The sequence below is a fragment of the Paenibacillus xylanexedens genome (assembly GCF_017874615.1).
Lineage (GTDB): Bacteria > Bacillota > Bacilli > Paenibacillales > Paenibacillaceae > Paenibacillus > Paenibacillus xylanexedens.
In genome coordinates this window covers 62972-88667 of record NZ_JAGIKV010000007.1, presented here as the reverse complement: position 1 = coordinate 88667, position 25696 = coordinate 62972, and the positions used below count along the sequence as shown (strand labels likewise).

21 protein-coding genes and 1 pseudogene are annotated in these 25696 nt (G+C 47.2%); 4 read left to right on the top strand and 18 right to left on the bottom strand.

Annotation, left to right across the window (positions count from 1 at the left end; genetic code table 11):
- Window positions 1-381: 381 nt before the first annotated feature.
- The 11 genes from ptsP to J2Z28_RS11130 all read right to left on the bottom strand — a co-directional run bounded on the left by ptsP (window position 382) and on the right by J2Z28_RS11130 (window position 13998).
- Window positions 382-2094 (bottom strand): phosphoenolpyruvate--protein phosphotransferase, encoded by a 1713-nt coding sequence (gene ptsP / locus J2Z28_RS11180; protein WP_211082537.1) that lies wholly within the window; start codon window positions 2092-2094, stop codon window positions 382-384.
- On the bottom strand, window positions 2087-2362 hold the full coding sequence (locus tag J2Z28_RS11175) for an HPr family phosphocarrier protein (protein ID WP_017686848.1): 276 nt from the start codon (window positions 2360-2362) through the stop codon (window positions 2087-2089). Before J2Z28_RS11175 ends, ptsP begins: the two co-directional genes overlap by 8 nt.
- A 77-nt stretch (window positions 2363-2439) precedes the next feature.
- The gene (ptsG, locus tag J2Z28_RS11170) at window positions 2440-4491 is read right to left on the bottom strand and encodes a glucose-specific PTS transporter subunit IIBC (RefSeq protein ID WP_211082536.1); all 2052 of its coding nucleotides are present in this window, start codon (window positions 4489-4491) and stop codon (window positions 2440-2442) included.
- A 287-nt stretch (window positions 4492-4778) separates the two neighbouring features.
- Window positions 4779-5633 carry a glucose PTS transporter transcription antiterminator GlcT gene (gene glcT / locus J2Z28_RS11165; RefSeq protein ID WP_211082535.1) on the bottom strand — a complete coding sequence of 285 codons (855 nt, stop codon included), beginning with the start codon at window positions 5631-5633 and terminating at the stop codon, window positions 4779-4781.
- A 165-nt stretch (window positions 5634-5798) separates the two neighbouring features.
- On the bottom strand, window positions 5799-7349 hold the full coding sequence (locus J2Z28_RS11160) for a flotillin lipid rafts scaffold protein FloT (RefSeq protein WP_211082534.1): 1551 nt from the start codon (window positions 7347-7349) through the stop codon (window positions 5799-5801).
- Window positions 7350-7412: 63 nt separating this feature from the next.
- Window positions 7413-7949 (bottom strand): NfeD family membrane protein, encoded by a 537-nt coding sequence (locus J2Z28_RS11155; protein WP_017686844.1) that lies wholly within the window; start codon window positions 7947-7949, stop codon window positions 7413-7415.
- 278 nt (window positions 7950-8227) lie between these two features.
- Window positions 8228-9391 carry an iron-containing alcohol dehydrogenase gene (locus tag J2Z28_RS11150; protein ID WP_047844049.1) on the bottom strand — a complete coding sequence of 388 codons (1164 nt, stop codon included), beginning with the start codon at window positions 9389-9391 and terminating at the stop codon, window positions 8228-8230.
- A 92-nt stretch (window positions 9392-9483) separates the two neighbouring features.
- The gene (locus J2Z28_RS11145) at window positions 9484-10071 is read right to left on the bottom strand and encodes an MSMEG_1061 family FMN-dependent PPOX-type flavoprotein (protein WP_244988232.1); all 588 of its coding nucleotides are present in this window, start codon (window positions 10069-10071) and stop codon (window positions 9484-9486) included.
- 141 nt (window positions 10072-10212) lie between these two features.
- Entirely contained in the window at window positions 10213-11811 is a 1599-nt protein-coding gene (locus tag J2Z28_RS11140) for a UDP-glucose--hexose-1-phosphate uridylyltransferase (protein WP_211082533.1), read from the bottom strand.
- Window positions 11812-11825: 14 nt separating this feature from the next.
- Window positions 11826-12815 (bottom strand): UDP-glucose 4-epimerase GalE, encoded by a 990-nt coding sequence (galE, locus tag J2Z28_RS11135; protein WP_211082532.1) that lies wholly within the window; start codon window positions 12813-12815, stop codon window positions 11826-11828.
- A gap of 1 nt (window position 12816) precedes the next feature.
- A complete protein-coding gene (locus J2Z28_RS11130; RefSeq protein WP_211082531.1) occupies window positions 12817-13998 on the bottom strand; it encodes a galactokinase in 1182 nt (393 codons plus the stop codon).
- Between the two features lie 153 nt (window positions 13999-14151).
- Between J2Z28_RS11130 and J2Z28_RS11125 the strand changes: the two genes are divergently transcribed.
- Window positions 14152-15126: an AraC family transcriptional regulator gene (locus J2Z28_RS11125; protein WP_244988231.1), complete on the top strand. Its 975-nt coding sequence runs from the start codon at window positions 14152-14154 to the stop codon at window positions 15124-15126.
- 80 nt (window positions 15127-15206) lie between these two features.
- Here the strand turns inward: J2Z28_RS11125 and mgrA are convergent, their stop codons facing one another.
- From mgrA to J2Z28_RS11095, 6 genes are all read right to left on the bottom strand, one after another.
- A complete protein-coding gene (gene mgrA / locus J2Z28_RS11120) occupies window positions 15207-16214 on the bottom strand; it encodes an L-glyceraldehyde 3-phosphate reductase (protein ID WP_036616991.1) in 1008 nt (335 codons plus the stop codon).
- A gap of 78 nt (window positions 16215-16292) precedes the next feature.
- Window positions 16293-17033 (bottom strand): NAD-dependent protein deacylase, encoded by a 741-nt coding sequence (locus J2Z28_RS11115; RefSeq protein ID WP_211082530.1) that lies wholly within the window; start codon window positions 17031-17033, stop codon window positions 16293-16295.
- A gap of 45 nt (window positions 17034-17078) precedes the next feature.
- Complete coding sequence (locus J2Z28_RS11110) at window positions 17079-17843, bottom strand: HAD family hydrolase (RefSeq protein ID WP_211082529.1); 765 nt, start codon at window positions 17841-17843, stop codon at window positions 17079-17081.
- 64 nt (window positions 17844-17907) lie between these two features.
- Window positions 17908-18675, bottom strand: a complete 768-nt coding sequence (locus J2Z28_RS11105) for an alpha/beta fold hydrolase (protein WP_211082528.1) — start codon at window positions 18673-18675, stop codon at window positions 17908-17910.
- 91 nt (window positions 18676-18766) lie between these two features.
- Window positions 18767-19432: a bifunctional 2-keto-4-hydroxyglutarate aldolase/2-keto-3-deoxy-6-phosphogluconate aldolase gene (locus tag J2Z28_RS11100; protein WP_047844056.1), complete on the bottom strand. Its 666-nt coding sequence runs from the start codon at window positions 19430-19432 to the stop codon at window positions 18767-18769.
- Between the two features lie 88 nt (window positions 19433-19520).
- Entirely contained in the window at window positions 19521-20486 is a 966-nt protein-coding gene (locus tag J2Z28_RS11095) for a sugar kinase (protein ID WP_211082527.1), read from the bottom strand.
- A 222-nt stretch (window positions 20487-20708) separates the two neighbouring features.
- On the opposite strand from J2Z28_RS11095, the gene J2Z28_RS11090 reads away from it, so the two are divergent.
- From J2Z28_RS11090 to ilvD, 3 genes and pseudogenes are all read left to right on the top strand, one after another.
- Window positions 20709-21749 (top strand): acyltransferase family protein, encoded by a 1041-nt coding sequence (locus J2Z28_RS11090; protein ID WP_211082526.1) that lies wholly within the window; start codon window positions 20709-20711, stop codon window positions 21747-21749.
- Between the two features lie 123 nt (window positions 21750-21872).
- Window positions 21873-22115, top strand: a pseudogene (locus J2Z28_RS11085) (KGG domain-containing protein); the annotation flags it as partial.
- Window positions 22116-22432: 317 nt separating this feature from the next.
- Window positions 22433-24118 carry a dihydroxy-acid dehydratase gene (ilvD, locus tag J2Z28_RS11080; protein WP_211082524.1) on the top strand — a complete coding sequence of 562 codons (1686 nt, stop codon included), beginning with the start codon at window positions 22433-22435 and terminating at the stop codon, window positions 24116-24118.
- An 85-nt stretch (window positions 24119-24203) separates the two neighbouring features.
- On the opposite strand, the gene J2Z28_RS11075 is transcribed toward ilvD, so the two are convergent.
- Window positions 24204-25607, bottom strand: coding sequence for a polysaccharide deacetylase family protein (locus J2Z28_RS11075; protein WP_211082523.1), 1404 nt, complete (start codon window positions 25605-25607; stop codon window positions 24204-24206).
- Between the last annotated feature and the right edge of the window lie 89 nt (window positions 25608-25696).

Here is a 25696-nt window from a genome sequence, read left to right as displayed (position 1 = left end):
AGATTCCTTAACACTGAGCACCTACGTATAATGCTCAAAGTTTACCCCCCAGTACTAATCTCTTAGCTTTCCTCTCTTAGTTCTCTGCACTTTCGCTTATGAAGTACGCATTCTCGTACTGAAGAACGCATCTGACAATTCAGAATACAGCACGCTTGCTTGCTTTAGCCACATTCAAGCGCCCTCCAGTTCTCAGATCGAGGTTTGAAGACAGTTCGATTACATACTAGACATACTAGAGTCCGATTCAAAATGTCCTGTTTATAGCAAAAAAAGCCGATATCCACAATGAATCGCGGATACCGGCAAAATCGCTACATCAATGCAGCTCATGATCGGAAAAAGAAAAAAACCTCAAATCCGGAGGAAACCCCGGCAAAATTACGCTTGAATGCTTTGAACCAATTCAACGACTTGTTCAGCCGTTTGCATATCCAGAGCTTTAGCAGCCAGTTCCTGCATATCCGCACGGGACAGCTTGGTGATCTGACTACGAGCTGGCAGAATGGATGTTGCACTCATGCTGAACTCATCCAATCCAAGACCGAGCAGCAATGGAATTGCTGTTTCGTCTCCTGCCATCTCACCGCACATGCCAACCCATTTGCCTTCACGATGCGCTGCATCGATAACCATTTTAACCAAACGCAAAATGGCCGGGTTGTAAGGTTGATACAGATAAGCCACTCGTTCGTTCATACGGTCAGCAGCCATTGTGTATTGAATCAGATCGTTTGTTCCGATACTGAAGAAATCCACTTCTTTGGCAAATTGATCCGCCAGAACTGCAGTCGAAGGAATTTCGACCATGATTCCGAGTTGAATGCTGTCAGAAACAGCAACACCTTCAGCAACCAGCTTCTCTTTCTCTTCGAGCAAGACAGCTTTTGCTTCACGGAATTCACCGAGTGTTGCGATCATTGGGAACATGACACGCAGGTTTCCATGTACGCTTGCACGCAGCAATGCACGCAATTGTGTACGGAAGATATCCAGACGGTCCAGACACAGACGAACTGCGCGGAAGCCGAGGAATGGATTCATTTCTTTTGGCAGATCCAGGTATGGAAGCTCTTTGTCTCCACCGATGTCCAGTGTACGAACAACGACAGGTTTGCCTTCCATTTTTTCCAGTACCGCTTTGTAAGCATTATACTGAATGTCTTCGGAAGGAAGCTTGTCTCTGCCCATGTAAAGGAACTCGGTACGATACAGGCCTACAGCCTCGCCGCCGTTTTCCAGAACACCCGTTACATCATTTGGTGTACCGATGTTGGCTGCAAGTTCAACATGAACGTTGTCCACCGTTACCGTTGGCTCATCACGAAGTTTTCTCCACTCTGCACGTTGTGCATCATACTGTTCCTGTTTGGCACGGTATTCAGCAATAACTTCATCAGTAGGGTTAACCAGTACGTGACCATCTAGACCGTCAACAATAATCATATCGCCTTGTTTCGCTTGAGCCAAGATGTCCTTGGTTCCAACAACAGCCGGAATTTCAAGAGAGCGAGCCATAATTGCCGAGTGAGAAGTACGTCCACCAATGTTAGTTGCAAAACCTTTAACAAATTGGCGATTCAATTGAGCCGTGTCGGAAGGTGTTAAATCCTCCGCAAGCACGATCACTTCTTCATTGATCTCAGCTGGACTCATGAAGTCGATACCAAGCAAGTGATTTAGCACACGTTTGGTAACGTCACGCATATCTGCAGCACGTTCCTGCAGGTATGCACTCTTCATGTTCTCAAACATAGAGATAAATTGCGATGCCGTTTCGTTCAAAGCAAATTCTGCATTGATCATGTCATCCGTAATTCTAGCTTTAACCGGATCAATCAGTTCCGGGTCATTCAAAATGAGCAAATGCGAAGCAAAAATTTCAGCTTTTTTCTCGCCAAGCTCTTGTAAAGTACGCTCTTTGATCGCCTCAAGCTCAGCCTGGGATTTACCCAGAGCTGAGTCGAGTTTCGCGATCTCTGCGTCAACGTCGTTAATTTGGCGTTTTTCTACAGAGTAGTCAGGATGCTCCAAGATAAACGCCTTGGCGATAGCAATACCCGCCGAAGCCGCGATCCCGGAGACATTAAGCATTAATTTCGCCCAACCCTTCGTTAACCATAACGTCAGTCAAAGCTTGCAGAGCTTCAGCTTCGCCTTCGCCATCAACGATGATGCTGATCGTGTCGCCTTGTTCCAATCCGAGGGAAAGAACACCCAGAATGGATTTCAAAGTTACTTTTTTACCGTTAGCTTCTGCAAAGGATTCTGCACCTTTGAATTTGTTTGCTGTATTAACCAGGGCTGTCGCCGGACGTGCGTGGATACCATCTTCGTCTGTAATTCTGAATGTTTGTTGCATTACAATCATCTCACTTTCAGTAGTTTGGTTTAGGCATTGCATATATTTACACTTGCTTGCCATCGTCGTAACACTTCTTATTTTATCTCAATGATTGGCTGTTCGCCAACTTTCAGCACTCCACTCTTCTTCAGAGTTACTGTGGAGCCCTCTGGCAGGTTAGTGAAAATAACTGGTGAAATGATCGAAGGAGCGTTTGCTTTGACATACTCCAGATCCACTTCCATAATCGGCTGACCTGCCGATACCAGATCACCTTCCTGTACCAGTACGTTAAAGCCTTGACCTTTCAGCTTCACCGTATTAACACCTATATGAACAAGCACTTCCTTGCCACCATCGGACATGATGCCCACCGCATGTTTGCTTGGAAATACATTAAACACTTTACCATACACAGGAGAAGTTATCGTACCATCATGTGGCAAAATTGCGAACCCATCACCTGTCATTTTTTCAGCAAAGACTGGATCAGGTACGTTTGTAATGTCCAGCAATTCACCATTAACTGGCATGACGATATCCTCAGCAACAATGCGCTCGCCTTGCTCACCTTGTGCCTTCTCCTCTTCAGGAGTTGGTTTGGCAGCTGCTGGCGTTGGTGCTGGTGTTCGTCCTGCAATAATATCCTGCATTTGAGATTTGATCGTGTCGGAACGTGTTCCGAAGATGGCTTGAACATTATTACCCACTTCAAGTACACCAGATGCACCCAATTGTTTCAAACGATCTTTTTTCACATTGGATTTCTCATTAACTTCAATCCGCAAACGAGTAATACAAGCGTCCAAATGTTTGATATTTTCCTTGCCACCGAAAGCTTCGAGAATGTTATGTGGCAGGTCATCCGTTGAACCAGAGCCTCCGCCAGATTCGGTTTCAGGCGTTGCATCCTCTCGTCCTGGTGTTTTGAGATTGAATTTGCGAATGATAAATCTGAATCCGAAGTAATAGATCACCGCAAGAATCAATCCGACAATAATAACGTCCCACCAAGGTGTACGGTTCGGGATAATACCGAAGATCAGGAAGTCAATGAACCCACCGGAGAAGGTCATACCGATCTTGACGCCAAGAATCTGCATGGTCATGAAAGACAAGCCTGCAAAGATACAGTGTACTGCAAACAAGATTGGTGCTACGAACAGGAACGAGAACTCAAGCGGCTCTGTAATCCCTGTCAGGAACGAGGTCAGCGCAGCTGAACCCATGATCCCTGCAACATACTTTTTGTGTTCCGGTCTTGCTTCATGGTACATCGCAAGTGCCGCTGCTGGCAAACCGAACATCATGAACGGGAATTTACCAACTTGGAATGTTCCTGCTGTGAGAGCAACGCCATCACGTAACTGGCTGAAGAAAATCTTCTGATCCCCACGAATAACATCTCCGGCTTTATTCACATACTCACCAAACTCAAACCAGAATGGGGAGTAGAAAATGTGATGCAAGCCGAATGGAATCAATGACCGTTCCACAACTCCAAAGATGAACGCCGACAAGGTCGGACTTGTATCTACCATGAAGTGAGATATGGAATTCAGTCCATTTTGAATCGGAGGCCAGATAATCACAAGAAGCAACCCGATTACAAGGGATACTACCGATGTGATAATCGGTACAAATCGTTTACCTGCAAAGAAACCGAGGTAAGACGGCAGTTCGATTTTGAAAAATCGATTGTAACACAGCGCGGCGGCAATACCTATGATTATACCTCCGAACACGCCTGTACTTAATGTTGGGATACCCAAGATGCTGGCATAACCCGGTACTTCACCGATCATTGCCGGAGTAACCCCTACTGCGGTACCCAGTGTGACGTTCATGACCAGATAACCGATGATTGCTGCGAGACCTGCAACCCCTTCGCCACCGGCCAATCCGACGGCTACACCGACGGCGAACAGCAATGCCAGATTATCGAATACGATCTGACCTGCGTTCATCATAATTGTTGCGATCGAGTTCACCCAAGGGGTGTCGAGCGCCGTTACATATTGCAAGAAATCTGGATTAACCAACATGTTACCGATTCCAAGTAGCAAACCTGCCGCAGGTAGAATGGCTACAGGCAACATGAGAGCTTTACCTACTCTTTGCAATACACCAAAAAGCTTTTTGAACATCGCGTCGTTTCTCCCTTTCGTCTAATTTATATGTTGTGATGCAAGCAAGGGAACACAAAAAAAGGCATGAATTAATAAAGTAAACTGTGCCAACCTTGGGGTATAGCATACCCTGTACAAGGAAAGAACAATCACACTTTAATTAACTCATGCCTGATCGAGTCAGTAACACGTCGCTTATGTTTATTCAGTTGCTTGATTACGGAAACCATTGTAGCACCAGTTCTAATCTATTGCAAGCCTTTACACCAAAAAAATAAATTCCACATTCCATCACTGGCATGATCTCACTTATTCTCTTCTTCCTTCCGCTGATTCAGCCTTTGCAGATGAATGGTCAGATAACCTACCTCTGCAGGATAAACCGGCAGTTTCAGTCTTTTCTCCATTACTTTGGTCAGTTTCCATGCAAGCGAGTACATTTCGGGATACTCTAACTTAAGTAGGGAATCCAACTTATGAAGCTCTTCCACTTTGTCTCCACGGCGAACACGCTCAAGGGCAAAACGAAGATGCGTCAGCAAACGAGAGTAATCCAGCGATTCCGTTTCAAACGAATAATCGAGTTGATCAGACACCAGGTTCACCAAATCAGTGATCAATTGTGAATGTTCACGTACCTGGGATATATTTTGATTGGTCATTGCGCTATAGATATGGAGGGCAACAAAACCAATCTCATCCATCCCCAGATCTACACCCATTTTCTCTTTGATCATACGAACAGCGTATTCTCCCATTCGATATTCTTCAGGATAAATCTCGCGGGTTTCATATAAAAATGGATTTTGTATGATAATGCCCTGCTCCTTGCGTTTTAACGCGAAAGAAATATGATCGGTTAATGCAATATGGATATGTTCATTCAGAGGAACGTCCGTACGCTCTGCAATATACGTAATAACTTCGTTAATAATCTCGATCAGTGCTTCATCCACCTGTGGAAGAAGCTGTTTGTACTGCTCTTGCTCCTGCTGGTTTTTCAAAATGAACATTTTCTCCACAGCCATCAATGGAATGTGATCACTCGGTTTTCGGTTAAAGCCAATACCTTTACCAATAACAACGACTTCCCCGTGTTCTGGATGCTGTGCAATGATTACATTATTATTTAGCGCTTTATCTACATGCAAGCTGCTCATTGTTTGCACCTCTTTTTCACACCATCTTAGGTGTGATTAAGTCACACCCTGTTACGAACGAAAAGACACCCGGAGCGGGCAAACCGCGCCGGACGTCTCGCTTAAAAAGTAACAAAAATTCGTCTTAAGGTCAATAGAGCAACCATGCAAGATTCGAAGTGCTTCTTACTCGTCAACTCCAGCTCTTTCCACAATCTTGTCGATTATAGAAGGAGTTGTAACAGCCTCGCTCTGTTGAATGGCAACTGGCGCAGGTGTTTTAGACTTCGTAAGGCCTTTAATCAGCTGCTCTACATCGATGCCGGATACACTTTTGAGCATCTCTGGAGCGGTCGCCATAAGTTCGGTAACATAGTTACTCACTCGCGTGGCACCTTCTCCTTTACCTGTATCTACCACCGTCAGTTTATCAATGGATGCAATTGGCTCTGCAATTTTGCCAGCCAGTTCAGGCAACATTTTGACAATGATATCGAGTACAGCTGCTTCGCCAAACTTCTGGAACGCTTCGGCCAGTTTTTCTTTTGCTTCTGCTTCTGCAAGACCACGCAAACGAATAACTTCTGCATCTGCTGTACCTTTGGCAAGTTCCGCATCCGCCATGGCCTGACCTTCAAGTCGCTTCTGTTCAGCTGTTGCTTTGGCATGTGTTTCGATGGAGTACTGTACCGCATCGGCTTCACGCATTCTTTTGGCTTTATCCGCTTCTGCCGCCTGCTCTACCGCATAACGATCCGCTTCTGCCTTTTTCTTCACTTCGGCATCGTATTGCTTCTCACGTACGACGATTTCTTTTTCCTGGAGATCGATCTCACGTTCTTTACGAACGAGTTCAACCTTCATTTCTTCTTCCACCACGATCTGTCTCGCACGCGCTTCATGGATATGGTACGCCTGATCGGCTTCCGCTTTGGCTGTATCCTGATCCCGCTTAAACGTGGCTACTTTCAGTTCCTTCTCTTTGGCTGCCTCGGCGATATTGGTATCACGCAGCAACTCCGCTTTTTGACCCTGTTCTTCCGCATTGGCTTTCTGAATACGCGCATCACGCATCGCTTCCGCTTCAGCAATCTCGGCATCCCGCTTCACAGCAGCAATTCTCGGTTTACCGAGCGCATCCAGGTAGCCCTGTTTGTCACGAACATCCTTGATGGTAAATGAAACAATTTGCAGGCCCATTTTCTTCAGATCTCTAGCTGCTACACCTTGAACCTCTTGCGCAAACCGATCCCGGTTCCGATATACTTCTTCCACCGTCATTGTACCGAGGATGGCCCGCAAATGCCCCTCCAGTACCTCCTGTGCTTCGCTTCTCAGCGCTTCTACAGGTTTACCGATGAATTGCTCAGCTGCCGTAGCAACGTCTTCTACAGCGCCTCCAACCTTGATAATAGCTACACCGTCAGCAATAACCGGAACCCCTTGCTCCGTGTACACTTCGGGTGTGGAGACATCCAGCTTGTGGGACAATAAGGAGATAAACTCGGATTGCTGGAATATCGGCAGGATAAATGCACCGCCACCACGAACAATTTTAATTTTCCGCCCAGAATCATCATCGGAGATATTTTTGCTACCCAGAAATGATCCCGTAACGATCATTGCCTCATCCGGTCCAACCGTTTTGTATCTCGCCCAGAAAGCCAAACCTAAAATTAGAATGACTCCGACTACAACTATGGGAATCAACAAAACATCCCAATCTAAATTTTCCATTCCACATCTCTCCCCTTATTCATTCATAATGAGTGCTTAGACTACTTAGGTGATAAGAATACTTTATAAATCTTTAAGTACATTTTCATCCCATTCCGACACACGCAGTACACCATCTACAACATCCACTACGACAACACGGGCTCCCGCCGCAATGGGGAGGTGTTCAAAACTGGATGCCGTTTGAATCGTACTACCGGATGCAAAACGAATCATTACTTCGCCAAAACCTTTTTCCGGCACCGGAATGGTAATTTCCCCAATTTTCCCAGATAACTCTTTCATCGAAAATGCAATCGAGACATCGCTGTTACGCATCGGTTTGATATATGCGAAGAATACCAGCATAGCTGCAGCAATACCTATAAGCAGGGATAATATTAGACCCGACATCGCACTTAATGAACTATAACGTGTTAACATAATGCCTGCCCCACCGAAGGTTGTAATGGAGCCAGCTAACACAACAGGTTTGAAAAAATCAAGACCTGGCATTTCGAAGGCTCCGTCCAGCAAGCCGTCAATCAAGTCACCCAGCACAAGGCTGACAACCGCAAATATGGCTCCTCCGATCAGACACCCCCAATAAATTGTCTCCATCCCCTGTTCCTCCTCTCTCTGCCGCAAATTCATCCTAACTGGGCATTCCACATGTAAATAAATACGTAGCTAACATCAAAATGTTTCAAAATCTTTCCTCAAATGTATTCTGAACCCGATAATGGGTATTATCACGACTTTCTGTTCTTCTTGCTTCATGTTCCTCCATCATTCACGTGTACAGCCCGAATACATGAAAAAACCGCAAGCCCCCATGTAAGGAGACTTGCGGTTATTGGACAACAGATGTGTCCTTTCACTTTGCAGTGATTATAGAATTACAGAGAAGCCTTGTAGATGGATACAACATCTTCCCGTTGCAGTTTCTTGAAATTACCGAATGGGCCAAACAGCATCGCTTTGTCTGCCATTACGTCGATCTGGCTATCATCGATATCGTAATCAGCCAAACGGTTAGGTGCACCAATGGATGTCCAGAATTTGCTGAGCGCATCGATACCTTCTTCGGCAATCTGTCTGTCAGACTTGCCTTCTGGATTCACTTCAAATACATTAATTGCCAGACGTTTGAATCGATCCACATTCACATCCAGGTTATGTTTCATCCAGTGTGGGAACAAGATTGCAAGTCCACCGCCGTGTGGGATATCATACACTGCGGAAACCGCATGTTCAATATTATGTGTTGCCCAATCTCCTGCGAGACCCATATTTAGCACGCCATTCAGTGCCATTGTTCCGCAATACAGAATTGTTTCGCGCAGTTCATAGTTCTCCAGGTCTTCAACCAGACGTGGCGCTGCTTCCATGACAGTACGCAGAATCGTCTCACAGAAGCCGAGTTGAACCGGTGTATTGGCATCCAGATGGAAGTAATGCTCCAATACGTGGGACATCATATCCACCATGCCGTATACCGTTTGGTCCAGCGGAACAGTGTATGTATTCACTGGATCCAGGATAGAGAATGCAGGGAATGAGTATGCGCTACCCCAGCCCAATTTTTCTTGTGTATCCTGATTCGTAATAACCGAACCGGAGTTCATCTCCGAACCAGTTGCCGCCATGGTCAATACGGTACCGAGTGGAAGAGCGTCCTGTGCAACGGCTTTGCGCTGAGCAAAATCCCACATATCGCCATCATATTTGGCACCTACAGCAATAGCTTTGGAGCAGTCCAGTACACTGCCGCCACCTACAGCGAGGATCAGGTCGATGTTATTTGTTTTACAGAGGTCTACCCCTTTATGCACCGTAGAAAGACGTGGGTTAGGTTCCACACCTGCCAGTTCAGTCACTTCTGCTCCAGCTTCCTTAAGCAAACCGATCACTTGATCGTACAGACCACTGCGTTTGATACTGCCGCCACCATATACAAGCAGAACCCGTTTACCGTATTTCGGCACTTCTGTCTTTAATGCTTCCAGTTGTCCTTTGCCGAAAATCAGCCGGGTTGGATTATAGAATTGGAAAGATCTCATATCTATTGTCGCCTCCAATGGAGTTTAGTATTTTTGTGCAACTCCAATTATAGTACCCTGTTTATAGAAAAACAAATCGATAGTCACTCACTTTATAACAACCCGTTAATCTCCAAATGAGCTCGAAACATCTCGCTCGATGAAGGCAAATTCTCAGAATCCACCCATGTTTCTGAAGCCCATAATCCAGCCTGTTTAAATGCCCGCGGACAATGGATAAAGCATTCTTCCACATCGACTATGACAGCCGCACCTATGGTTTTACCACTCCAGCCCATACTGGCGATGAATTCCTCATCCTTGGTAATGGATGCTGTGCCATTAATACGCAGCACTTCATTCATACCCGGAATCAAAAAGAGCATACCAATACCAGGGTTCGACAACATGTTCAACAACGAGTCTATCCGCCGATTGCCTGGGCGTTCGGGATAAACGAGACGATATGTATCATAGACTTTCACAAATCCCGCTCCATCACCCCGAGGTGACACATCACTTTTTCCATCACGATCGGAGGTGGAGAGGAAAAATAATGGTGACATGGATATAAAGTTCTGAACATGTGAATCCACAAATGAAATTGCCTTGTTACGCACATGTTCATGTGGTTCACCCACCATGTCTTGCAATTCCTCAGCATCTGTAATCAACGGAATATTCAGCGCCTGCTTTTCCAAATCATTAACCCCATTTCCTCAATTCATCATGGTACTCTAGGACTTCACTCCATTATAACTGGCCCGGAAGCTCATTCCAATGCGCACAAACAACCAAGAGCACCCGCTCCTGGTTGGGCGAGTGCTCTTGGTTGTTGATTACTATTCAGTGTATCCCATGCTGCTTACAAAACGACGGAAAGCCTGGCGTCCTGCTTCATCATATTTGTAGACACCTGCATGCTCCAGAATCTCGGCAAATTTCAAGCCAACTTCCTGTTGTACAATGGCAACGGCTTGTTCTTTGTCCAGTTTAGGACCAAACCGTTCAATCAATTCTTCCGCCCAGCCCAGATGTTTGTTCAACACATGATCAGAAGCTTTGGCAGATTCAGCAAGTTTGGCATCTCCAGCGAGGATATCCGCGATACTGTCCAGCTCTTCTTTCAAACGACCTGGCAGGATGGCAAGCCCCATCACTTCGATCAGACCAATGTTTTCTTTCTTCAGATGGTGCATTTCACGGTGCGGATGGAAAATGCCTTCTGGATGCACATCATTCGTACGGTTGTTACGCAATACAAGATCCATCTCATAACCACCGTCTGCACTACGACGAACGATTGGTGTTACCGTATTGTGTGGTACTTGCTCCCCGTCTACTTCACTGAACGCTTCGATATCCACAGTTGAATCACTGTAGACCTTCCACGCTTCATATACGGCGTTACCCGCTTCAAGCAACTCTGCAGGATCGTGTGAAGCCAGACGCATTACGGACATTGGCCATTTAACGAGACTCAATGTAAGTCCAGGTGCATCCGCATGGCGGAAGACCGCCTCTGGCTGTGCATTTTGAATCGCGAATGTATGACGTCCACCCTGGAAATGGTCATGTGTCAGAATCGACCCACCTACAATCGGCAGATCCGCGTTAGATCCGATAAAGTAATGCGGGTACTCCCCGACAAACGCAAGTAGTCTGCGCAGTGTATCTTTGGTCAGCTTCATCGGCACATGATCATGATGGAAAATGATGCAGTGCTCGTTGTAGTACACATACGGCGAGTATTGGAACAACCAAGGTTCGCTGTTAAGTTCCAGCGGAATGACTCTCAGATTCTGACGAGCCGGGTGATTCACCCGACCAGCGTAACCTACATTTTCACGACACAGCTGGCATTTAGGATATACCGGAGGCGGAAGCAATTTCGCCATGGCAATCTCTTTTGGACTTTTCTCCGGTTTTGACAGGTTGATAGTAATCTCCATGTCTCCATAGGCCGTGTCCTGTGTCCAGTAGACGTTCTTCGAGATCCGATCCATCCGGATGTAGTTGGAGTTAATCGACAAGTCATAGAATTGAGATGTGGCCGCCTCAATGCCTTCCGTCTGCTCCGTGTGGCGGAATGCGCGTACCACTTCAGATGGGCGTGCCATCAAATGACCCATGATTTTGGCATCCAGCAAATCACGGAATGTATCGCTATTTTCAGGAATGAGTCCAATTGTGAATCCATAATCGATCAACGTATCCAGCATCGCCTGTGGGCCATCGGGCACAGTTGTGTCCAACTCACCGGCATAAGGCTCTGAGAATCCGAATTGTTCCAGCAGAAGGTTGCGGCTATAATCCCAATCCGCTTCCTCGATTAATTGTTTCTGCAAGGCAAATGCAACCAGACGTTCAATGGCATGCAGTGCTTCCTGCTGCTCCGGTGTCCGCTCTGTGGCACCTGCTGCAATATGAGTCTGTGACATAAGGTGTTCGCCTCCTAGTTTTTTCCGTAGCCGTCAGGACGTGATTGGTGCCAGCTCCAAGCGCTTTGAATAACATCTTCCAGATTGGTCCATTTTGGATTCCAGCCCAGGACAGATCTTGCTTTTGCAGATGAAGCTACCAGCACAGCCGGATCACCTGCACGACGTGGTTCCTGTACAACCGGAATATCGAGGCCAGTCACTTTTTTAGCTGTTTCGATCACTTGTTTTACCGAGAATCCTGTACCGTTACCCAGGTTGAACACATTACTGTTCTCACCTTTGCGAAGATAATCTACTGCACGCAGATGTGCATCAGCCAAGTCGCTCACGTGGATATAGTCGCGGATACATGTGCCATCTTCTGTTGCATAGTCATCACCAAACACGGCGATGTGCGGACGTTGTTTCAAAGCCGTTTGCAGCACCAGTGGTATCAGGTGACTCTCTGGTTGGTGATCTTCACCAATTTTACCGCTATCATGAGCACCGGCTGCATTGAAGTAACGCAGGGAAACGTATTTGATATCCTGAACTTTATCGAACCATGACATCATGCGCTCCATCATCAGCTTCGTTTCACCATATACGTTGGTTGGCTCTGTACGATCGCTTTCTTCGATTGGCACTTTCTCAGGCTCACCGTAAGTAGCTGCTGTAGAAGAGAAGACGATGCGGCGTACGTCCGCTGCATTCATCGCTTCCAACAGACAGAGTGTTCCAAACACGTTGTTGTCATAATATTTAACTGGGTCTTTCATACTCTCGCCTACGAGTGAGTTAGCCGCAAAGTGAATGACTGCATCGATTGAATTCTCAGCGAACAGCTTCGCCAGAATTTCTTTGTCACGCAGATCCCCTTCATACAACTTACCGCCGAGCAACGCTTCACGATGCCCTGTCTGCAAGTTATCCAGTACAACAACCTCTTCTCCACGTTCCAACAATGCTGCTACCGTATGAGATCCAATATACCCTGCTCCACCTGTCACCAAAATTGCCATTTTACTTCGCCTCCTTCAATTCTTTAACACCGTCACCTACACCGCACACATAAAAATCACCTTTGAGACGGGTACGCGCTTCATATGCAGCGCCCACTTCACTTACAAAACGCTCGACATCATCTTCATGCACAAGTGATACGGTACAACCGCCAAATCCTGCGCCAGTCATCCGGGCACCAAGCGTGCCTGGAATCCGCTGAGCTTCCTCAACCATAACGTCCAGCTCATCACAGCTTACTTCGTACAAGTCGCGAAGCGATTCATGAGAAGCGTTCATCAGCTTGCCGAAGGATTCCAGATCATTGATCCGCAATGCCTCCACCGATGCGAGCACACGAGCGTTCTCTTCCACGACATGCTGTGCACGCTGTCTTACTTTCTCATCCTTGATCTGATCCTGTAGTGTTACGAACTGCTCTGGCGTCAATTGAGCCAGGTAATTCAGTGCAGGCAGCTGTTCCTTCAAGATGGCAAGTGCCTGCTCGCATTGGGAGCGACGTTCATTGTAAGCCGAATCCACCAGACCCCGGCGTTTGTTTGTGTTACCGATGACCAATTTGTAGGAGCCTGTACGGAAAGGAACCTTTTCGTACTCCAGTGTGTCACACATCAGCAGGATCGCGTGATCCTGCGCACCGTTTGCGACAGCGAACTGATCCATGATTCCACAGTTGACGCCTACGAACTCATTTTCCGCTTTCTGGGACAGAAGCGCCAGTTGAACCGTATCAATATCCGATACACCCTCCAGAGACTGAATCGCGAATCCGGTGAGTACCTCCAGAGATGCAGATGATGAAAGTCCTGCCCCGTTCGGAATCTCCCCGTGGTACAGGAAGTCGTAGCCTTTTGTTACATTCACACCTTTGCCTTGCAATTCAACCATGACACCAACAGGATAGTCGGTCCATTCTCCGGTTTTTTCCTTACCGATGGAGGAAGTGTCTAGAACCCCTTCATAAGACATGTTCGTGGAAGCTAGTTGCAACTTGTTGTCCTGACGCTCACGAATGATCAAAGTTGTTCCGAATTCAAGTGCTGCCGGAAGCACGTATCCACCGTTATAGTCAATGTGCTCACCGATCAGATTCACACGCCCAGGGGCATGAAATACACGGATGTCCGCTCCACTCTCTCCGTACTTCTCAATAAACTTTTGTTTCAATTCAGTTACGTTCACTGCTGGTGCACCTCGCCTCGTTGTTGTGGTTTTCTTAATGTTATTATATAAGAAAGCGGTGCCTCTTGTAATGCAACCATGTGTGTTTCATATGGATAAATGTGACCTTAAGACGTATAATGATCGGAGCATCCCGGAAAGAAGGAAACGACCATGTCAGATCAATCCAACCCCAAGAAAGAATCCCTTGCATCTTATAACGAAAAAATACAGGAATCACCTTCCGGTAAAAGTGGAGCACTCAGTTATTCGGTTGCCTCCAATCCGGTCTATTATGAACAAGGCGCACTGCATGTCCTGTTTGCCGGAGCAAGCCAGACCCTACCGGGTCACGCCCTCGGTCCTAAATTGTTTGATTATTATCTGCTGCATTATGTAGAAAAAGGGGCGGGTACGTTCCGTACCGAACTGCACACCTACGAGTTATCCGCAGGTGATTGTTTCCTTATTCATCCCGGGCAACTGGTAAGTTACCAGTCTCACGCCCGCAACCCATGGCAATATCGCTGGATTGCCTTCACAGGCAGCCAGGCTGGCCAACATACCGAGGAAGCCGGGTTCCGCCCGGAGAAGTCCGTTTTTCATGCTGGACCATCCTGTGGAATATCCGATTGGCTATCCGTGATGCAGGATGCTTTTGCGGAGCGCAAAGAAAGCTCCCATTTCACATCACTGGGTACGTTATATATGATTCTAGCCGAAGCACAGAATCACCTTTCGCAGGGCCAAACCTTAATTCCAGGTGAATCCTCCATCCGACGTACGGTGAAACAAATGATTCAATATATGTCTACCCAGTATGCCTATCCTGTCTCCATTGAACAAATGTCTGCGAGTCTTGGTTACAACCGTGCGTATCTATCCCGTATTTTCAAACAGGAAACCGGTCTTTCCCCAGTTACCTATCTGCTAAAATTACGGATCGACAAGTCGCGCCAACTCCTGAGAGAACGCCCGGATTTGTCCATCGAACAGGTATCTGCATCGGTTGGACTGCCAGACGCGCTATATTTCTCCAAACAGTTCAAACGATTTCACGGTGAAGCGCCCAGCTTGTATCGAGAGAAAATACTGTCCCGTCCACTACATCAGGGTTTACAGAAGAATACTCAACAAATCAAACGGTGAGCAACACAACGGACGGAACACGTACGACAAAAAAAGGTGCATTCCGCCATTATGGCTAAGATGCACCTTTTGCACTTTATTTATTTGTCATCAGGCTCCGGAGACAGGATGGATTCAATCCGTTCCAATTCCTCTGTAGAGAAATCCAATTGGCTGAGTGCAGCTACATTCTCTTCAATCTGGGAAGGACGACTTGCGCCAATCAGCGCAGAAGTTACCCTGCCATTACGCAGCACCCATGAGAGTGAAAATTGGGCCAAACTCTGACCACGGGCTGCTGCAATCTGGTTCAGCGCACGCACTTTGCGGAGCGTCTCTGGAGAGATGTTGTTTTCATTCAGGAAAACCGACGGCCCTTTGGCACGTGAGTCTTCCGGGATACCATTCAAGTATTTGTTCGTGAGCACACCTTGTGCCAATGGACAGAATGCAATACTGCCTGTTCCATACTCATCCAGCACGTCCTGCAAACCATCTTCAATCCAGCGGTCCAGCAGCGAGTATTTCGGTTGATGGATTAACAATGGCGTACCCAGACCTTTCAGAATTTCGGCAGCCTGTCTCGTCTGCTCTGCGGGATAGTTGGAGATCCCTACATAAAGGGCTTTGCCCGAGCGAACAATATGATCCAGTGCCATCATCGTTTCTTCCAAAGGTGTTTCGGGATCATAACGATGTGAATAGAAAATATCCACATAATCCAGGCCCATACGCTTCAAGCTCTGATTCAGACTGGATACCAGATTTTTGCGTGAACCCCACTCTCCATACGGCCCGGGCCACATATAATACCCCGCTTTGGTGGAGATCACCAGTTCATCCCGATAAGGTTTCAGATCCTGGGCCAGTACCTGTCCAAATAACTGCTCTGCCGAACCTGCCGGTGGGCCATAGTTGTTGGCAAGATCAAAATGTGTAATGCCCAGATCAAATGATCGGGTAATCATATTACGGCCATTCTCAGCGTTATTGATACCGCCAAAATTATGCCACAGCCCCAGTGAAATCGCTGGCAGTTTCAAACCTGAACGTCCAACGCGGTTATATTTCATCGTTTCATAGCGAGTATCGCTTGCTACGTAGACCATTATGAATCCCTTCTTTCCCCAGGTTCCGCCTCTTGTATCCGGTCTATACCGGAGAATGCGGTTATTCAGTCCATACGTTCAACCAAGAAGCTGGTCCACATTATTCATTACCTCACCAATCGGCTCTGTAATCAGCAAATCAGCCCTGCTGTCGTAAGCGGTAGGTGTAGCGTTGAGCAGAACGGTATGTTTTCCCTGAAAATACGTAATTAACTGGGCCGCCGGATATACCGTCAGTGACGTGCCTCCCACGAGTAACAGATCTGCAGAAGACAGTGCATCAATGGAACGATACAATGTCGTCTGATCCAGCTCCTCTTCGTACAGCACCACATCCGGCTTGATCACACCACCACATGTGGTACAGTGAGGTACGGTATCTTGGGATTGTATAATTTCATGCAGCGTATAAAACTGTTTGCAATCCATGCAGGCATTACGATGAACTGAGCCGTGAAGCTCAAAGACATTACTGCTGCCTGCCTTCTGATGCAGCCCATCAATATTTTGCGTGATGACTGCCTGAAGTTTCCCCTCCTGCTCCAGACGGGCCAGCAATCGATGACACCCATTCGGTTCCGCATCTGGATGAAGCATTTTGCCACGATAAAAATCATAAAAAATATCGGCATGTTGATCAAAAAAATGTCGGCTTAACAACTCTTCCGGTGGATAAGGCGAATGCTGCTCCGTCTGATACAGACCCGCAGCCGAGCGGAAGTCGGGAATCCCGCTTTCCGTTGAAGTTCCGGCCCCTCCGAAAAAAACAATCCGGGAGCTTTCCTGAATCCATGCAGCCAGTTGTTCTGTTGCGTTCATCCTCTCTCCTCCTTTTATATAGTTCATTCTGGCTAGGCTAACTTATTAAGTAACGCTTATCTCATTATAATGACGAATAATGGCATGGGCATCAACCAGATGAGATCCTTGATCTAACTGCGGACAGTAACCGAGCGTATAGGATACCTCTGCGTGCCGCCCCATCTGCATATCCCCATTGCTGTCTCCAATTACAACTGCCTCGGCAGGATCGATATGTAATTCACGGCAAGCCAAGAGTGCTGCTTCTCCATCTGGTTTGCCCTGGGTCACCCGATCACAGCCCACAATGGAGGTGAAAAAGGAACGAATCCCCATCCAATCCAGATGTGTTTCTGCTGCCGCTGTACTGTCTGAAGTGACGACTGCCAGAGGTATGTCTGCTGCCCTGCAACTCTGTAAGAAAGCAAGTAATCCTGGCATCGGTTCAGCCGATTTGCGCTCTCTTACCGATTTCATGGCTACACTTGAAAATTGGCGTATCGTTGTGATCGCTTCATTCCATGGCATGCCTGCTGCATATAACTGCCCGGCAAGCAATCCCGTGCACTCATCCACAGTCGCAATGGCAAGTGGACCTTGCAGATCATAGCCGACAATGTGACCTTCTGCATTATGAATAGTGCCCAGAACGTGCTCCAGTTCAACCGTAAATGAAGCTCCAAGCTCATTCATACGTACTTGTAACTGACTCAGCAACGACTCTGCCCACGGCCCCCATAGCTGGAGGAATTCCAGCAGTGTTCCATCTTTATCGAACAGGATCCCTTTACATGGGATCTGCACTCCATTCACTTGAAGCATGGTCATCCATATCACCTCCATCAAGTTATGCTATAAATGCATTCAACCCTTAATGCAGTATAATCAAAACCTACTTGATGGTACTTAACCAAGCCAGTACCGTCTTGACCGTCTGATTCAGCTGTTCTTCTCCACTCACTTCCGCCTCGCCATCTCCTTTTTGATGACCATAATCACCGAACTGGGCGTGGTTACCACCTTCAATGGTGTAATATAAGGTGTCTTCTGGAAGATACATCCGTCCATTCTGATACTTCGTAGCATTCACGACTTCATCTTTAGTACCCAGAATAGATAAAGCAGGTATTCCAAGTGACTTTACGCTTCCTTTTTCATCCGGGTAAGATGCCAAGAAGAAGATCCCGTGAAGTGCATCTGGATGTGCGGCTACATAACGTGCAGCCATCGACCCGCCGAGAGAGTGTCCACCCATAACAAATTGTTCTTCTGGATATGCGGCCAGAATCTCATCTGCCAAGTTTGGCTTAAGCACTGCCAGGTTAACTGGCATCTTGGCAATAATCGTGTGATGACCCGCAGCAGCCAGCTCATGCGCAAGTGGTGCATAACTTTCCGGTTTTACCAGTCCACCAGGATAGAAAAGTACACTTTTCCCCGTCGGTTTGTCTGGCACAAAATCAATCCAGTTCTCTTGTTCACTCACCGTCACCGGATTGGCTGTTTCCATGGCTGTTTGAGCTGTTTCTTGGGGACCGTATGATGTGAATAATTTCCACGCAACAAATCCACATCCAATGACAATGAGCGCCAGAAGTACGAGCAGGAATTTCCCGATGCCCCTCTTCTTGCGCCCTGTATTATACCGATTTCTCAACATTAATCACCTTTCTTCACTTCCGCAGGTGCCGCGGCTCACAGAATTGGGAGCCTTCGTCCATCAGGCTCCCCTCTTCTACGAATTAAAAATATTATTCAGCCTTGGCCTTGCGGTAAGCATCCATATATTGTTCAGCTTTGCGACGGACATGACTCAGGTCACCCGTCTTCACAGCTTCCGCTGTCAAGTCGGAGCCGATCCCTACAGCGACTGCTCCACCCTTGATCCAATCCCCCAGATTAGACAAGGATACCCCGCCAGTTGGCATAAAATTCGCCTGCGGCATAGGGCCCTTCATCGTTTTGATAATCGAAGGATCATACAGATTACCCGGGAACAACTTCACAATGTCCACGCCAAGTTCCAATGCGCGTTGAACGTCAGCAATCGTCATCACACCAGGCAGAATCGGAATTCGATACAGGTTGCAGATCTGCACGGTATCCGGGTTCAGGGAAGGTCCGACTACAAACTCGGCACCTGACATGATGGCCGCTCTTGCCGTTTGCGGTTCAAGCACCGTTCCCGCACCAATAATCGCGAATTTCTCTGGATCTTGTGTGTTCCAATGGTATACACGGCTTAATTTTTCAATGGCTTTGAGTGCACTGGGTACTGTCATCGTAATCTCGATAACTTTAATGCCACCCGCAATCGCTTGCTCGGCCATGGCAATGACTTGATCCGCAGAATCTGCACGCAGAACTGCCACAACCCCATTGTCCGTAATTTTTTGTAACAGCTGAAGCTTCTTCATTTCATTCTCTCCCTTGTCAATGTGGTGGTTGTGTATACAAGCCTTACATTTAAGAACGAAGATGAGCCATATATGATGTCAGCAGCGACTAGCGCTCAACATGGGCAACGTTGTTCAGCTTGGCCTCGACCTGCCCCCACGTCGGGAGCGCCTCCCAATCGCCAACAGCCTGTATAACCATGGAACCGGTCAAATTGCCGAGACGGGTTGCTTCCTGCGGGGAGTATCCTTTTAACAAACCCGATAAAAATCCCGCGCAGAAACCATCTCCTGCTCCTACCGTATCCAGAACATTATCCGCCTTAAAGTACGGAACTTCCGTTAGGGTACCATTCGCCAATACGTAGGTCAAATCAGGGCCACCCTTCACGATGCACACAGCATTCATGGCAGATAAACGCTCAAGTACTTTTTGATCATTTTCTTCGTTATATAGAAGTTTCATCTCGTCCAGACCCGGTAAAAAGTAGTCCGCCAGTTCAGCTAAACGCAGTATAACTGGACGGGCCTCATCCGCTGACCATAGTTTGAGACGCAGATTTGGATCAAAGCTTACTTTCACCCCTGCCTGTTTGGCAATATGTATGGCAGCCTCTACCGTAGCAAGTCCGGACGGGCTTATCGCTGCCGTTATACCCGTAACATGCAATATCTTCGCCCCGGCAATATAGTCGGGATCCAGATCATCAGGTGTAATCGCACTTGCAGCAGATAGCTTCCTATAATAATGCACCGAGGCTTTCCCGGAAGCGTTCTCACGAATCATCAAACCAGTGGGCTCGTCATCACTTAAACGTACTCGGGATACATCTACGCCTTCACCGCGAATGGCTTTCAGAATCATACTGCCCATCGGATCATTGCCCAAACGTCCAAACCAACCACTGGTATGCCCCAGGCGGGATACGCCAATAGCCAGATTGCTCTCAGCACCCCCGAAAGACTTGTCCAGTGTGGCTGCATATTCCAGCCCTCTTGTATCCTTGGCGGTCAGCAAACCCATACTCTCCCCAAACGTAATAATTTCCGGGCTTGGATAGGGACTCGTTGACATGATTTCTTCCCCCCTTATAGTTACATTCCCTCATCTTCTTTTTCTATTGTCATCCTCTATGCAACCGTTGTCAATCCCGAAGCGTTCATTTTGTTGTCACAGCTTTGAGAAAAGATAACGCTTACCGATGTGAATTAAATCACAATAGATAATGAACATCCATATTACCCTTATTACAGATGCAAATGACCTTGCAAACAGGGTCTATAAGGGGGCTACACCATGAAAAATCAGACACTGATCCGGGATGATCAGGAATCTTTCTTTTACAATCTGCGCTTTATGCTTATCGTCTGTGTCCTTACTGGTAATGCACTTGAACCACTCATCACACGTTTTGCAGGAGCAGAAGCTCTGTTCCTGTGGATATATACGTTTCACATGCCACTCTTTGTATGGGTAACCGGGTATTTTGCGACACACTCACTTCAGGGTGCATCTGGGCGAAATGTCCTGAAGCAGATTGCACTACAGTATGTACTGTTTCAGTCCTTATACGCATTGATGGACTTTACCGTATTTCACACCCCCCATATGCGGCTATCCTTCTTTGCACCTTACTTGCTGTTATGGTTTCTCGCGAGTCATTTCTGTTGGCGACTGTTGCTTCGTCTGACGATTTCCTGGAAACCGATATATCGGCTGATTGGATCGATTGCGCTCGGTGTAATTGCCGGGTATTTGCCCATCGACGGGTTCTGGCTCAGCTTCAGCCGTACGTTTGTATTTTTGCCGTTTTTTGTCATCGGTTATGACTATGGAGCAACCATCCGTTCACGTTTATTATCCGGTTGGGGGCGAAAAACCGCAGCCATTCTCTCTGCTGCACTGTTGGTATGGATCGGGTATGGGGGTTTGAATATTTCAACCGGATGGTTACTCGGCAGCATGACGTACGCCGAACTGGGTCACCACGAATGGTATGCCGGCATCTTCCGGGTAGGTGTATACTTGCTGGAAATCGCATCGGCAGCATTGTTCTTGGCTTGGGTACCTTCCTTGACTTCCAGACTGACGGACCTTGGACGACGCACACTCTATGTGTTCCTGCTGCACGGGTTTCTCGTTCGTCTCGCGATCTGGTCTGGAGTCTACAGTTATATGGGAAACTCGGCGTATATTCCAGTCATACTTGTCATTGCCATACTCTTCGCAGTCACACTGGCTCTGCCGGCTGTACGTCACACGTTCAAACCCATAATTGAACCGGATATATCCCGCTTTTCTTTCAATCGGCATGAGGTGTTCAAACGGTCGGCCTAATGCTCTGACGGATCTCTTCACCATCGATTCTATCTTGGTGTGTTGTTTCAGGCTGGAAATAAGGTGGTAAATTAGGGGTACGCGCTACAAAAAACAACTTATCGTTGTAAGGAGTGATTTGTAATGGCACGTCAACCGACGTCAGAACGCAAGATGAGCCGTGAGGAAGCTGGCAGATTAGGTGGCAAAGCGACTTCCAAGAACCATGATCGAAGCTTCTACCAGATGATTGGAAAAAAGGGTGGAGAAGCGACTTCAGATGCCCATGACACTGACTTTTACAAGCAGATTGGTCGCAAGGGCGGCGAAGCAACCTCCGAAACTCATAATAAGGAATTCTATCGTGAGATTGGACGCAAAGGCGGAACAAACTAATGAATTCCGCTTGCCACATCGAAACATGATCATAGCTTTCCCGCAAATCAAGAAGTCTAATTCCATGAAAATGGTTTGAGGCTTCTTTCTATTGATTGTAGAAATATGACGACGGTTGTGATAGACTCAATAGAAAAACTGGGTGTTCACGGGTTTAAAGCAGCAAAGAATTTCACAAACTACGGGGAGCTCGACACCGGCTTGCCGGTCCTTTTTTTTAGAGTACGGATGAAATTAAACGACAGATGCACTGCCATTTACTTTTCCATTCATGTTGCTCAATATTATATATTTGGGGGGAATACACCATGTCAGCCAAGAAGATGCGTTCCGATATGATCAAAAAAGGTTTTGACCGTGCACCACACCGGAGTTTGCTCCGCGCAGCGGGCGTTAAAGAAGAGGATTTCGGCAAGCCGTTTATTGCCGTATGTAACTCATACATCGATATCGTGCCCGGCCACGTCCACCTTCAGGAATTCGGTAAAATTGTAAAGGATGCTATTCGTGAAGCCGGTGGCGTTCCATTCGAATTCAACACCATCGGAGTAGATGATGGTATTGCCATGGGACACATTGGTATGCGTTACTCGCTGCCAAGCCGTGACATTATCGCGGATTCCGTGGAAACCGTTGTATCTGCACACTGGTTCGACGGCATGGTATGTATCCCGAACTGTGACAAAATCACACCAGGCATGATGATGGGTGCGCTTCGCGTAAACATCCCTACCCTGTTCGTAAGTGGTGGACCAATGAAAGCTGGTCGTGACAGCAATGGTAAAGCTCTTTCCCTGACTTCCGTATTCGAAGGTGTAGGGGCTTACCAAGCAGGTAAAATTGATGATAAGAGCTTGCTTGAACTTGAACAGTTCGGCTGTCCAACATGTGGATCATGTTCCGGTATGTTTACGGCAAACTCCATGAACTGTCTGGCTGAAGCGATGGGACTGGCTATGCCAGGTAACGGAACCATTCTTGCCGTTGCTCCTGAGCGTCGTGAGTTTGTTAAACAATCTGCTACCCAATTGATGGAACTCATCAAATTGGACTTGAAACCACGTGATATCGTAACTGTAGAAGCGATCGATAACGCGTTTGCACTGGATATGGCGATGGGCGGATCTACGAATACAGTACTGCACACGCTGGCACTGGCTCATGAAGCAGGTATCGAGTATCCAATCGAACGTATTAATGAAGTAGCGAACCGCGTTCCGCATCTGGCGAAACTTGCACCTGCTTCCGATCTTCACATCGAAGACGTTCACAATGCAGGCGGCGTAAGCGCAGTGCTGAACGAATTGCTCAAGAAACCAGGCGCAATTCATGGTGACTGCATTACGGTAACAGGTAAAACAATCCGTGAGAACGTTGAAGGAAAAGAAATTCAGGATACAAATGTCATTCACCATCTGGATAACCCGCATTCCGAAAAAGGCGGCCTAGCTGTATTGTTTGGTAACCTTGCACCACAAGGCGCTATCATCAAAGTTGGTGCAGTTGATGCTTCGGTTGGCGGATACCACAAAGGTCCTGCCATCTGCTTTGACTCCCAGGAGCAAGCGCTCGAAGGTATTGCTAACGGCAAAGTTAAAGAAGGACATGTTGTTGTTATCCGTTATGAAGGACCAAAAGGCGGACCAGGTATGCCTGAGATGCTGGCTCCTACTTCCCAGATCGTAGGTATGGGATTGGGTGCCAAAGTTGGTCTGATCACCGATGGACGCTTCTCTGGCGCATCCCGCGGAATCAGTATCGGACATATTTCTCCGGAAGCAGCTGAAGGTGGTCCAATCGCCTTTGTTGAAGAAGGAGACATCATTGAGCTGGATCTGAACAACCGTATCATCGAATTGCACATCAGTGACGAAGAGTTTGAACATCGTCGCGCAGGTTGGAAAGGCTTTGAACCGAAAGTAAAAACCGGTTACCTGGCTCGTTATTCCAAACTGGTTACCAATGCAAGCAACGGTGGCGTACTGAGTATCTAATTCACTAATAAATAAAGGGTTGCTCTTCTGCCAAATCTGGCGAAGGGCAACCCTTTTCTTTTGCTGGTTGGTGTGATCAGTCCGTTTAATTCTGCTCTGGAAGTAACTCTTTTTCAATTAACAGCGAGCCATCTCTCGACTCTTCTACCGTTGCTGCTACCTGCGTCGTATGTTGACCGTAACGTTCAAGCAGTACATCCAGCGGCATGGCAATCATCTTGGGTACCAATTGTTCTGTACGCTGTTTCAGACGTTTGGTTCCTGCCGGATGGATCACACTCAACAGCAGCTTCAAGTATACTTTGGATGCAGCACTGAACGGCCCAGGGGGTAGGTCTTGTATGGTAAATCCGAATTTTTCCGGACCTCTGTTAATCATGCTCACACCGTATATCGCCTTGGCAGAGCGTAACTCAGGTTCGAGTGCCACCATGCGTGCCAAATCCGGCAATTGCTGTTCCATCGTCCGAATCATGCGAATAGCCAAATGCATACTGGAACGTGAAGTCACCCCAAGTTCAAACAACTTCTGATTGTCAAAATGCAGTTCAATGACCGGATCTCCGTTTTGAATGACATGACCATCACTCATCTCCATTCGTGCTCCGTGATATACACGGGATCGAAAGTGCAGCATTGGATCTTCTGGCGAAGCCGTCCGCAGATGATATACCCAGTGGAACAACTTCTCCCAACCCAGCCACAAGGCCACAACGAGTCGTTTCCATAACTTCAACGTTGTCTGTGGTTGATTCTTGTTCTGAGATTCGCTCACTGTGATACCTCCCATCAACGTATCGACGCGTACGCTTTGCAGGCCTAGTCGTTCAGCTTCCTGCAAGACGACTTCCAGCGCCTGAAGCATCTGCTCCGGCGCGTGTGCATCAGCACCAAGGGTCGTTCCTCGATCATGCAGCAGCATGACTTCACCGCCTCTCAGTTCCTTCAGCATCCGTTCGGTCAATCTCTGGGCACCTACTCTGCTTCTCCAGTCTTCAAACATGGAGGACCACAGTACAATCTTTCGTTCTTTCTTGCTGAAAAAATCAAACAAATTCATAATTCCCCACGGTGGACGATAATAACAAGTCTTCACGCCGGTTACTTCATGGATGATCTGACCTGTTCGCTGAATCTGATCTCGAACGGTACGTGGCCGCATGAGCCAGTTCGTCTTGTGAATATAATTATGAATGCCAATAAGATGGCCTTCGTCATGTATACGCTGAATGAGTTCAGGATGACTCGCAGCATGTTCTCCAACGACAAAAAATGTTGCTTTTGCTTGATACTGACGGAGCAGATCGAGCAGTCTAGGCGTATAGTGTGGATCTGGCCCATCGTCAAACGTTAATGCAAATTGTGTATCACTTTTTCCCCGTCTGAATACACGAAACCCGAAAAACCTGCTAATCAAACTTGGAATAAAGGCGTAAAAAGATGAAAGATACAATAACCACAGTAGAATACTCTGAAGTATCGTTGTCATGTTGCAAGCTCCCCACTTCTCCTGCTGAATTACGGTGCACTATGGCACTATCTAAAATAAACCGCCTTTAATTTTATCATAGTTCAGAC